Annotated in this window: 11 protein-coding genes; 4 read left to right on the forward strand and 7 right to left on the reverse strand. The window is 68.3% G+C overall.

Annotation, left to right across the window (positions count from 1 at the left end; translation table 11 throughout):
* Positions 1-39 precede the first annotated feature (39 nt).
* Entirely contained in the window at positions 40-1167 is a 1128-nt protein-coding gene (locus FQ377_RS02335) for an FUSC family protein (protein WP_148599621.1), read from the reverse strand.
* A 275-nt stretch (positions 1168-1442) separates the two neighbouring features.
* On the opposite strand from FQ377_RS02335, the gene FQ377_RS02340 reads away from it, so the two are divergent.
* The 4 genes from FQ377_RS02340 (at position 1443) to FQ377_RS02355 (ending at position 5171) form a co-directional block, all read left to right on the forward strand.
* The gene (locus tag FQ377_RS02340) at positions 1443-1661 is read left to right on the forward strand and encodes a hypothetical protein (RefSeq protein WP_148599622.1); all 219 of its coding nucleotides are present in this window, start codon (positions 1443-1445) and stop codon (positions 1659-1661) included.
* A gap of 429 nt (positions 1662-2090) precedes the next feature.
* The gene (locus FQ377_RS02345) at positions 2091-2816 is read left to right on the forward strand and encodes a hypothetical protein (RefSeq protein WP_148599623.1); all 726 of its coding nucleotides are present in this window, start codon (positions 2091-2093) and stop codon (positions 2814-2816) included.
* A gap of 96 nt (positions 2817-2912) precedes the next feature.
* The gene (locus FQ377_RS02350) at positions 2913-3560 is read left to right on the forward strand and encodes a 4a-hydroxytetrahydrobiopterin dehydratase (RefSeq protein WP_148599624.1); all 648 of its coding nucleotides are present in this window, start codon (positions 2913-2915) and stop codon (positions 3558-3560) included.
* Between the two features lie 15 nt (positions 3561-3575).
* A complete protein-coding gene (locus tag FQ377_RS02355; RefSeq protein WP_148599625.1) occupies positions 3576-5171 on the forward strand; it encodes an FAD-dependent monooxygenase in 1596 nt (531 codons plus the stop codon).
* 14 nt (positions 5172-5185) lie between these two features.
* Here FQ377_RS02355 and mnhG read toward each other — a convergent pair whose 3' ends face one another.
* From mnhG to FQ377_RS02385, 6 genes are read right to left on the reverse strand one after another with little or no spacing between them, the layout of a single operon-like run.
* Positions 5186-5611, reverse strand: coding sequence for a monovalent cation/H(+) antiporter subunit G (gene mnhG, locus FQ377_RS02360; protein WP_262364220.1), 426 nt, complete (start codon positions 5609-5611; stop codon positions 5186-5188).
* 4 nt (positions 5612-5615) lie between these two features.
* Positions 5616-5876, reverse strand: a complete 261-nt coding sequence (locus FQ377_RS02365) for an MrpF/PhaF family protein (protein ID WP_395858461.1) — start codon at positions 5874-5876, stop codon at positions 5616-5618.
* Entirely contained in the window at positions 5870-6418 is a 549-nt protein-coding gene (locus FQ377_RS02370; protein WP_148599627.1) for a Na+/H+ antiporter subunit E, read from the reverse strand. The genes FQ377_RS02365 and FQ377_RS02370 overlap by 7 nt, the downstream gene beginning before the upstream one ends.
* Positions 6415-8025, reverse strand: coding sequence for a Na+/H+ antiporter subunit D (locus FQ377_RS02375; protein WP_148599628.1), 1611 nt, complete (start codon positions 8023-8025; stop codon positions 6415-6417). Before FQ377_RS02375 ends, FQ377_RS02370 begins: the two co-directional genes overlap by 4 nt.
* Positions 8022-8513: a Na(+)/H(+) antiporter subunit C gene (locus tag FQ377_RS02380; RefSeq protein WP_148599629.1), complete on the reverse strand. Its 492-nt coding sequence runs from the start codon at positions 8511-8513 to the stop codon at positions 8022-8024. The genes FQ377_RS02375 and FQ377_RS02380 overlap by 4 nt, the downstream gene beginning before the upstream one ends.
* A complete protein-coding gene (locus tag FQ377_RS02385) occupies positions 8510-11506 on the reverse strand; it encodes a Na+/H+ antiporter subunit A (RefSeq protein WP_148599630.1) in 2997 nt (998 codons plus the stop codon). The genes FQ377_RS02380 and FQ377_RS02385 overlap by 4 nt, the downstream gene beginning before the upstream one ends.
* Positions 11507-11595: the final 89 nt, after the last annotated feature.

Below are 11595 nucleotides of genomic sequence, written 5' to 3' on the forward strand. Positions count from 1 at the left end.
ACCGGCTCCAGCGGGTGGACCGGACGAAACATCGAACCGTCAGTCCTCCGGCGACTCGATCCGCAGATCCGGCACGACCGACTGGAGGATGCGGTGCAGGCTCATGCCGATGGCCGCCGCCGCACCGAACGGGATGTCCAGTGACACGGTCTCGTAGGCTGCCCGCTCAAGGGCGCGAAGGCTCTGCTCGGCAGCCTGAAACACGCCGCCGTCCGACTCCTCCACCGTCCAGAGATCGAGCACCTCTCCCACGGCGGTGAAGGCAGCCTGCAGCACGGGCCGCACCTCGTTCGGCATGGGGCTCTCACGGACCGTGCCGTGGAGCGCGTCCTGGAGCATGTTGGTGATGTTCAGCGTGTGCGAGGCCACTACCTCGAGGACCTCCACGTGGTAGAAGTCCCGGTCGACATCCCGTGGATGGAACCGCCAGCGGACGTTGCCCTTGCGGCTCTCGTCGGCGTACTGCAGGGCGTCGCGCGCATTACGGGCCGACCGCATCAGATCGTCCCTGCGCTTGGCCCAGCGAGGATCGTCCTCGGCCCAGTCCTCCTCCAGGGCCTGCCCCAGCTCCTTGAGATCCTGGGCCGCCATCCTGCGGAGCGTACTCATCTGGCCGACGGCGTCGTTGAAGTTCAGCGGTGGGAAGATGAGCACACTGACGGCGAGGCCCACGCCCACACCGATGACCGTCTGCACCAGATAACCCAGCGAGTACCCCAGATTCTCATTGCCGATCACGAGGACGAACAGTCCCGCGGAGGCGATGCCTGTTCCCCCTCCTGCAGTGCGCTTGAGCTTCCCTCCGAGCAGCACACCCGCGCCGACGACGAATGCGATCGTCAGCCAGTTTGGGTCACCGGCCCAAACGGCGAGATAGGCCAGGACGATGCCGATGGTCAGACCCGCCACCGTCTGCAGGCCCTGCGTCAGGGTTCCCGCCACCGTCGGATACATGGCCAGCAGCGCACCGAGCGGCGCGTAGTAGGGGTATTCGGATGGCGTGCCCGGCAGGGAGATGGCGATGAGCCACGCGATGGCCGCAGCGAGCGCGGCCTTGATGCCCAGGAGGATTTGGGGGTTGGTCACCACAGCTCGCAATCGACCCTTGAGCCCGCCGTCGAGGCGTTCGGCAAGGGCGGCCGGGCGGGGCATCTTCAGGGGAGGCATCCTCGCAGTATCGCACCGGACCGCAGACTGGCGCACTGAGTCCTTCGTCTCGACGAGACGCTTGATCCGGCCCTGCACAGGCGATATCTCTGGTGCCGGCTCCCCGACGCTTCTATGGCTGTCGAGCGGTTGGAATCGGGTGATCTTCTTTTCGTTCAGAGCGATCGTGCATCTCAGTGCACCATCAGATAGTTTGAAAAGGTAACTGATGAGCGTCAGGCGAAGGGGGACTCGTGCGACCTAACGATCCACTGGCCACCACGGCGACCCCCTCAATGACGCCGACCGTCAGGACCCCTGAACAGGTCATTGAGCTGATCCGGGCAGAGGACGGGTACAACCCCGATCTGCAGTACGTCGCCGGCCCTGATCCCTTGGGCGATCCGGGCTTCGAGGTGATAGTCCAGTCGATCAGCCTCAGCGCCGGCGGCGGGTCAGGGACCGTCGAAGTATGGCAGGTTTATCCAGACGGAACCTACAGCCGCGACAACTGAGCCCGAGCACTGTCACAGACCCGGTGAAGCCCATAGCGGGCTAGCCGCGGCACGCTCTTCGGGTCCCGCCAGAACCACCGTGAGGCCTCAACGGCAGCCGGCCTACCCGCAAGCCGGACAGTCCAGCAACAACCACACGTCAGTGAGAAGGTACCCATGCGGATGAAGACGAAGACCTACACGGCCACCGGGCTGCTTGCCCTCACTCTGGGAGTTTCCGCCACCGCGTGTACGAGTAGCGCGGAACCAGCAACGGAGCCCGCTACGACCAGCAGCAGTGACCCCGGGGGACCCACGGCATCGACGACACCATCAGTTTCTCCGACCTCCACTCCGACGGTGACGCCTTCCCCTTCCCTATCGGCAAGCACATCGACGGCGGCGCCCACTCCTGAGCCCGCGCCGTCGTCAGTCCCGCCCGCTCCGTCCGTGGAGGGAGTGCGAATCGACCACCCGTACGGGCCGTTCCTGCAGGTCCCGCTACCCGAGGACGACAAGGCGTACGACGTCGCTGGTCCCAGCTTCGTTTCGACGCCTGATCTCGGCCGGATCTTCCCGACCGATGTCTTCACACCTGAACAAGTCGCCTCCGCCCAGAGGACCGTGAGTGACTTCATCGCCTCCGAGGGCGTGAACTCGGTCCTCAACAACTCCGCAGCGCTCCCCCCACAGGACCTCGCGGCGCTCCGCGACACCTGGTGGAGCGAACACAGCGCCCTGTTTGCCCCGGATCAACGTGACACGATCGAGCTGAACCTCTCCGGAGAGTCACCCGTTGTGGAGATGGAGCCATGGCAGAAGGACTCCCCGACCTATCGGTATCTGTACGGGGAGAACGAACCACGAGTACAGGACCGCAACATCAAGACCCAGCAGGTGTGGGCAGGACCAGGACAGAATCTCACCTTCGTCGTCGCCGTCGTCTACACCGCCGACGTCCTCCTGGACGGTGCTGCCCTACCCTTCCCGCAAATGTCCTACGGGAACATGTCCTACACCGTGGTCCCCGACGGAAACGACACATGGTTGATCAGCGACTACGGCGTCGGTGTGTCCGTCGACATGACCACCGTTCCCGCGTCGACAACCTCCAGCCCCGAGAGGACCGAAGCCGAGCAGTTCGTCGAAGCCCTCAACCGGACAACCCCGGCGTAACCAGGTCACCCCTGTCAGTGGGGCGAAGGCGGCTTCGCTGCCGTAGGACCCACAGCGGCTCTTTCCTTCCCGCAGGAGCGCGACGATACTGGCGGCATGAGCATCCTCGCCACACACCAGGTCCTCGACGCCGGTCTGGCGGACTGGCGGAAGCTGGCGCAGGCGCTCCATGCCCGTTTCCTGACCCGGGACTTCGCCACCGGTCTCGCCCTGGTCGCAGCCATCGGCGATCTGGCGGAGGACACCGATCACCACCCCGACCTCGTACTGACCTACCCACACGTGGACGTCAAGCTCCTCAGCCATGATGCGGGCGGCGTCACGACCCGCGATGTGGAGCTGGCCCGGAAAATCAGCCTCCTGGCCGCCGAACGGGGCATCGGCGCCGATCCTGCGGCCCCGACCGTCGTGGAGCTGGCCCTCGACACCGCCGACGCGGCGTCCATCGGCCCGTTCTGGGCAGCCCTGCTCACCGGGGACGCGCACGCGGTGGACGGCGACGACGTCGTGGACCCGACCGGGCGTGTTCCGCTCCTGTGGTTCCAGCACACCGATCGGCACGAGACCCCGCGCCAGCGGTTCCACCTCGACGTGTGGGTGCCGCACGACGTCGCGAACGCGCGCATCGACGCCGCCGTCGCAGCCGGGGGCCGGATCGTCGAGGACTTCGAGGCCCCCTCCTTCACCGTCCTTGCGGACGCGGAGGGCAACCGTGCCTGCGTCTGCACCATCCTCGAGCGCTGACGGCGTCGGCACACCATGGAGCGGTGCGAAGAGGAGCGGGTGGACGTCCTCGTCGTCGGCGCCGGACCCACCGGCCTGATGCTGGCCAACTGGCTGGTGCGACTCGGTGTCCGCGTGGTGCTCATCGACGGCAAGGACGGTCCCACCGTCGAATCCCGCGCACTCGGGGTGCAGTCGCGCTCCATGGAGATCTACGACCAGCTCGGCGTGATCGACCGCGTGCTGGACGAGGCCGTCAGGGCCGAGTCGATGCGGCAGGGCTTCGGCCGCAAAGCCTTCGCTCCCGTTCCGCTCACCGCACTCGGCCGGGGCATCACCCCCTACCCCGGCCTGTACATCCTCGAACAGAGTGCCAACGAGCGGATTCTCGCCGATCATCTGCAGAGCCTCGGGGGCACGGTGCGCTGGCGGCACCGCCTGGTCCGGCTGGAGACGTCCGAGGGCGTCACGGCGAAAATCGAGGGGCCGGGCGGTCCGGGCACCATCCACGCACGCTTCGTGGTCGGGTGCGACGGCGCGTCCTCGACGGTCCGTGCCCTCCGCGGCATCGCCTTCGAGGGCACGACCAGCCGCCAGACGTTCTACCTCGTGGACGCCGTGGGAGTGGACGGTCTCGCCCCCGCCTCCGTGAACATCCGCCAGGGCGTGGACGAGTTCCTCCTGGCTTTCCCCATGCACCCCGATGCCGCCGGACGCACCGGCCAGCGCCTGATCGGCATCGCCTCCGGCGATGACGGATCCGCCATCACGGAGGAGCGTGCGCGCGAACGGCTGCGGGACGCTTTCGGCGTCACCTACGCGGACCACCGGTGGTTCTCCACGTATCGGGTCCACCACAGGATCGCCGGGCACTTCCGTGACGGCCCGGTTCTCCTGGCCGGCGACGCCGCGCACGTCCACTCCCCGGTGGGCGCGCAGGGCATGAACACGGGGCTGCAGGACGCCCACAATCTGGCCTTCGCCCTCGCCGACGCCCTCCGGCCGGGAGCGGACCACGCCGTCCTCGACCGGTACGAGGCGGAACGCCGTCCCGTCGCGCTGCGGCTCCTGGCTACCACCGATCGACTGTTCCGCGGCATCACCTCGGGCTCGACGCGTGCGCTCCTGGTGCGCCGGTACGTGCCGCGCGTCGTCCTGCCGGTCGCCGTCGCGATCCTGCCGCATGTCCCGCTGGGTCGCCGGCTCGCGGGCTACCTGGGCCAGATCCGGATCCGCTACCCCGTGGAGGCAGCCGGCGCGCCGACGGGAGGATCACGACGCCCGACCGGTGGGAGGCGGCACCCGCAGCGGCGCGATCCCGTCCTGGGCCGCCGGTTGCCCTGGACCGGAGGGAACTTCGACGTGCTGCGCTCCGCCGGGTGGCAGGTACACCTGTACGCCGCGGACGAGGAGACCGGGCGTCGGGCCGCCACAGGCGGCAGACAGCTGGGACTCCCCTTCCACACATTCGGCACACTCGGCTCCACCCCGCTCCGGCCCGGCACGGCCTACCTCGTCAGGCCCGACGGGTTCGTCGCGGCGGCCGCCTCGCCGGACGCGATGGTCGGCCCCTTCCGAACGGCGATGGCGACCACATGCGGCCCGGGGGCCGTCCGGACGATGGACGACTGAGGAACGGCGCTCCGTCAGTGGTCCACGCCGCCGCGACGATCGTGATCCTCCCGCCCCTCCACTGGGTCGGCCTCGTGAGGCGGAGCCTGCCTGTCCACCTCGACCACGGCGCAGGCGACGACGTCGTCCAGCTCGTCGATCGTGAGCAGGTCCCGCCGGAGGTGCCTCGTGCGATACCCGGCGCGGCCCACCATGTGCGCGGAGACCGGGGTCGTGAGCAACTGGAATAACCAGCACAGCACCAGCAGCGGGATCAGCGGCCAGCTCCCGGTCTCGAGGGCGAGCGCCAGGAGGAACAGCAGAAGCCCGAGGACCTGCGGTTTGGTGGCGGCGTGCATCCGGGAGAGCAGATCCGGGAAGCGGACCAGCCCGATCCCGGCTGCGAGGGACATGAGGGCCCCACCGATCAGCAGGATCGACACGACGACGTCGCTGAGCACGGTGCTATCCCCTCTCCGTGATGAAGCGGGCCACCGCGACCGAGCCGATGAAGCCGATCAGCGAGATGACGACGAGCAGGATCAGGTGGTCCGTGTGGTGATTGACGATCATGGTGAGGACCAGGGCTGCCCCGATGATCGCGAGGACGACGTCGAGCGCCAGGACCCTGTCGAGGAGCGAGGGGCCGAGCACCGCCCGGTACAGGGCGAGGAGCACGGCCACGGCGAGTATCCCCTGCACGACATAGATGACGCCGGTCATGATACGGATCCCTCCGCCCGCAACTCCGCGAGTTCCTCCTTGGTACCCATGATGCGGATGAAAGCCGCCTCCGACTTCCGCACGGTAGCTCGCATGGCCTCTGCGTCCTCCTCGGTGCTGACATTCAGGCAGTGGAGGTAGAGCGTCGAGGTTGCCCGGTCCACCTCCACCACGAGTGATCCGGGGATGAGCGAGGTCGCGTGGCCGGTCGCCGTGACGATCAGGTCCGAGTGGCTGCGCAGCCGGACCGCGACGACGGCGTTGCGCAGTGCCGGTCCCCGGGTCACCGCCAGCCAGAAGACCTCGACGCTGGCGGTGACCAGGTCCACGAGGAAACCGGCGCTGAAGGAGAGGAACGCAAGAATATTGAACCGCCCGCTCAACCCCACCGGCGGCAGATAGAAGAAGTTGACCACCACGAAGGCGATGACCAGGCCGAAGATCAGCGTCCCTGCTCCGAAATCCTGCCAGAGGGCACCCCACACGAAGGTGAGCCAGAGGATGAGTGGCACATCCGTGACGAGGGAGAACTTCTGCCGGCTCATCGGCCTGCTCCCGCGCCGAGCACGGCCTCGATGTAGGGAGCGCGGTCCAGCATCTCGGCCGCTGCATTGTCGGTGAGCGTGAACAGCGGTCCGGCGAGGATGGTCAGGCCGAGTCCGAGGGCCACGAGTCCGATGGTGGGACCCGTCATGGTCGCGGGGAGCAGTGTCACGGAGTTCTTCCCGGCGAATCTCCCGGTGTCCTCGCCCGTCACCTGGAGCGACGCCGTCACGCGTGAACCGTCGGCGGTCGCGGCGAGCAGGATGGGATCCGGGTCCTCGACGTCCTCGGGGCTGCGCCAGAAGGCCCGGTTCCACACGCGGGCCATGACCAGCAGGGTGAGCAGGCTCGTGGTCACGGCTCCGGCCACGAGGACGAAGGCCAGCGGGGTCCCGAGCTCGACGCCGGCCTCGAGCAGGCCGAGCTTGCCGAGGAACCCCGAGAAGGGCGGTATGCCGGCGAGATTCATGGCCGGGACGAAGAAGAGGATGCCCAGCAGCGGTGACAGCCTCGCGAGGCCGCCGAGGCGGTCCACGTCCGCCGTGCCGCCGCGGCGCTCCACCAGGCCGGTGACGAGGAAGAGACTCGTCTGGATGGTGATGTGGTGCACCACGTAGTAGACGGTGGCCGCCAGCCCGAGCCGGGAGGAGAGCGCCAGGCCGAAGACCATGTAGCCGATGTGGCTCACCAGCGTGAAGGACAGGAGCCGCTTGAGATCGGATTGTGCCAGGGCACCGAGGATGCCCACGATCATGGTCAGCAGGGCGATCACCATCAGGAACGAGTTGATGCGGTCCCCCGGGAACAGGAGGGTCTCCACGCGCACCATCGCGTACACCCCCACCTTGGTCAGCAGTCCGGCGAACACCGCGGTCACGGGAGCCGGCGCCGTGGGATACGAGTCCGGCAACCAGAACGAGAGCGGGAAGACGGCCGCCTTGATGCCGAAGGCCACGAGCAGCATCAGGTGCAGCACCAGCTGTGTCGCCGGGTCCACGTCCTCGAGCTTCACCGCGAGATCGGCCATGTTCACCGTGCCCGTGGCCCCGTAGATCATGCCGATCGCGATGAGGAACAGCATCGAGGACACCACGCTCACGACGACGTAGGTTACACCCGCGCGGATGCGCGGCGCCGTACCGCCGAGGGTCATCAGGACGTAACTGGCGGTCAGCAGGATCTCGAAGCCCACGTACAGATTGAAGAGATCCCCGGTCAGGAAAGCGTTCGAGACCCCGGCCACGAGGATCAGGTAAGTGGGGTGGAAGATCGACACCGGCCCTTCCTCGTCACCGTCGGCGGTCCCCTGGCCCGCTGCGTAGACCAGGACCGTGAGGCTGACCACCGAGGAGATCACGAGCATGAGCGCCGAGAACTGGTCCACCACGAGCACGATGCCGAAGGGGGGCTCCCAGCCGCCCAGACGTACCGCGTGCGTGCCGGTGGAGGGTGCGGCGAGGAGCATCACCACCTCCAGGCCCAGGGTGATGACCAGCGTCGAGATGCTGACGAAGCGCTGGGCGCTCGGGTACCGGAGGAGGATGAAGGTGATGGCGGCCCCGAGCAGGGGCAGGGCGACGGCGAGCGGCGCGAGATCGGCGGCGATCACGGCGCTTCCCCTGCCGTCCGCCCGGTACCCGCCGCGGGCTCGGCCTTCCTGCGCCGGAGCGGGCGGGCCTCCCCGGCGTCCGAGAACTCGGAGGCGTCCTCCGAGCTGTCGGTGTCGCCATGGCCGTAGTCGTCCTGATCGTCGGCGCGCAGGGCCTCCGGGTCGTCCTGCACCTCGTCCTTCCGTCGCAGCACCCAGGACCGGTAGATCATGCCGAGCATGAAGGACGTCACCGCGAAGGTGATCACGATCGCCGTGAGGATGAGGGCCTGCGGCAGGCTGTCCGCGTACTCCTCTGCGGGCGTCCCTGCCATGTGGAGCGGCGCCGTGCCACTTCCTCCGCTCATGGCCAGGATCAGGATGTTCACGCCGTTACCCATCAGGATCAGGCCGAACAGCACGCGCGTGAGGCTGCGTTCGAGCAGGAGGTAGAGCCCTGCCGCGAAGAATGCGGCCATGAGGGTGATCAGCGTGATGTTGACGGTCACGGGCGCGCCTCCTCGGTCGTCGATGGCACGGCGGTGTCCTGGACGGACTCGTCGTGGGCGGGCGTCCCGGCTTCCGTCCGGGCGTCGATCTCGGAGCCCAGGCTCCGCAGCACGTCCAGGACGAGTCCGACGACGATGAGGTAGACACCGATGTCGAAGAAGGTGGACGTCACGAACTTCACGTCGCCGGCCAGGGGCAGCCGGAATTCCAGGATGTAGCTCTCGAGGACGGCGCCTCCGAAGACCAGGGGTGCCATCGCGGTCAGTGCCGCTACCGCCAGACCCGTACCGAGCAGCGCACCCGCGCTGACCGGAGTTGCTTCGGCGAGTTCGAACCGGCCGCCGGCCAGGTACCGGATGGCCAGGCCGATTCCCGCCAGGAGTCCCCCCGCGAAGCCGCCACCGGGCAGATTGTGGCCGGCGAAGAGGAGATAGATGGACAGCAGGATCACGGTGTGGAACAGCAGGCGCGTGATGACCTCGAAGACGATCGATCGCCGCTCGGGGGCGAGGGTCCGCCCGGCGACGAGCCACGGATCGCGTGCGACGTCGGCGAACCGGGCGGCGAGCCGGCGCGCGGCCTCGGCGCGGCCCCCCGCGTCCAGGGACTCCTGTGCGCTGTCGACCGAGCCGTCCTCGACGTCGACGGCCCGGTTCCGAGTGTCGCTGCGCCCGCGGATGAAGATCAGGCTGGCAATGCCCGTCGCTGCGAGCGCCAGGACGGTGATCTCACCGAAGGTGTCCCAGGCCCGGATGTCCACGAGGAGCACGTTGACGGTGTTGGCCCCACCGCCTTCCTCGTACGCCAGCTCGGGATAGGCCAGCGAGATGGGCGCTGCGGTCCTGGCGGCCATGGCCGACGTGGCGATGACGGCCATGATGGAACCGAAGGCGATCCCGAGGCCTGCGCGCAGCAGTCGGCGCTGTCGGCCCGCCCTGCTCCACAGCCTGGCCGGCAGTGACCGCAGCGCCAGGACGAAGGCCACGAGCACGATCGTCTCCACGAGCAGCTGCGTCAGGGCCAGGTCCGGCGCCCCGTGCAGGGCGTAGATCATGGCCAGGCCGTACCCGGTGATCCCCACCATGACCACCGCCGTGAAACGCTTGCGGGCTCTCAGCGCACCCACGATCCCCACGAGGATCGCGACGGCCACAACCCCCTGGGCGGGTGATTGCGCCCACTGGTAGGCGGTGGGCACGGGTCCGTCGAAGAGGATGAGGGCTGTCAGCGGCACGAGGACGGCGGTGGACAGGATGATGGAGAGGTAGAACGCCAGGGAGCCCCTCTGCGTGCGGCCCGTGACCCAGAAGGCGACGGCGTCGAGCACGCTCACGGTGGAACGGTAGACGGCGGCGGCCTCGGGGACCTGCGGCAGCTTGGCCTGGAACCGCTCGAGCGGGTTGCGCAGGACGAACAGCGCCACACCCGCGCCGAGCGTGACGACGGTGAGCACGAGCGACAGGCTGACACCGTGCCACAGGGCCAGGTGCGGCGCGGCGATGTCCGAGGCGAACAGGGTGGCGTACGGCTGGACCAGGAGATCGAGCGGGACGGGCCAGAGACCGAACACCACGGTGGCCACGGCGAGGACCGCCGGGGCGAGCAGGAAGGACGGCCGGACCCGGGAGAATTTGGTCCGGGGCGTCCCATGCTTGAGGGCGAATGCTCCCCAGAGGAAGCGCGCGCTGTAGGCGAAGGTCAGGACCGACCCGAGCACGATGCCCCCGAGCAGGAGGGTTCCCACGAGCCCGTCCTCGGACCGGTGCACGAAGGCTTCGTACACCGACTCCTTGGCGACGAAGCCCACCAGCGGTGGCACTCCGGCCATCGACGCGGCGGCGATGAGGGACACGACGAACAGGACCGGAGAGGTGGAGCCGACTCCCGAGAGCACCCGGAGATCGCGGGTTCCGGCCTGGTGGTCGATGATGCCGGCCACCAGGAACAGTGTGGCCTTGAAGAATCCGTGTGCCAGGAGCAGACCGAGGCCTGCCACGGCTCCGTCGCGACCCCCGAGCCCCACCACCATGGTCAGGAAACCGAGCTGGCTCACCGTCCCGTAGGCGAGCACGAGCTTGAGGTCGAACTGCCGTAGGGCACGCCACCCGCCGAGCAGCATCGTCGTCATCCCGAGGACGAGGATCACCGGATACCAGAAGGTGGTCTCGCTGAACCCCGGGGCGAAACGCGCCGTGAGGAAGATTCCCGCCTTCACCATGGCTGCGGCATGCAGATAGGCACTGACGGGCGTGGGCGCGGCCATCGCGGCGGGTAGCCAGAAGTGGAAGGGCACCAGGGCGGACTTGGTGATGGCACCGACCAGGATCAGGACGATCGCGACGTCGATGATCGCGCCACGCGCCACGAGGGACGGCGCAGCGGCCAGGATCTCGGAGATGCGGTAGGTCCCGGCCTCCTGCCCGAGGACGATGAGGCCGACGAGCATCGTCAGGCCACCGGCGGTCGTGACGATCAGCGCCTGCAGCGCCGAGCGACGGGCCGAGAGTCGCTGGCGCGAGTATCCGATGAGCAGGTAGGACAGGATCGTGGTCAGTTCCCAGAAGATGAACATCAGGATCAGGTCATCGGCGAGCACCAGCCCGAACATCGCCGCTGCGAAGGCGAGCAGCTGCCCTCCGAAGGCGCCCACGTCAGCGTCGTCGTTCTTGAAGTAGCGCGCACAGTAGAACAGCACCAGGGCACCGACGCCCAGGACGAGGATGCAGAGCACGGCCGCGAGGGCGTCGAGGCGGAAGGCGAGCTGGAGCCCCAGGCTCGGGATCCAGGGCACGGTGACCGACGGCGGCGCCCCGGGCTGATCGCCGGCGGCGCTCTGGTCCGCCGACAGGACGGCGGGCAGCATGGCGAGGAGCCAGGCGAAGGCGGCCGCGGGCGCGGCCGCGAGGATGAAGAAGGCGGACCGTCCGAGGCGGGAGAAGAGCGAAGGTGCCGCGAATGCCAGCGCGAACATCGCGATCAGCACTGTGAGCATGGGTCTCGATCTTCCGCTGCGGTGGGACGGTCGGGCTCCTGCAGTCTATAGGCGGGCCGATCGCCGCCCGGCATCGATGACAGGCGCGG

This window comes from Arthrobacter echini, from assembly GCF_008107445.1.
Lineage (GTDB): Bacteria > Actinomycetota > Actinomycetes > Actinomycetales > Micrococcaceae > Arthrobacter_D > Arthrobacter_D echini_A.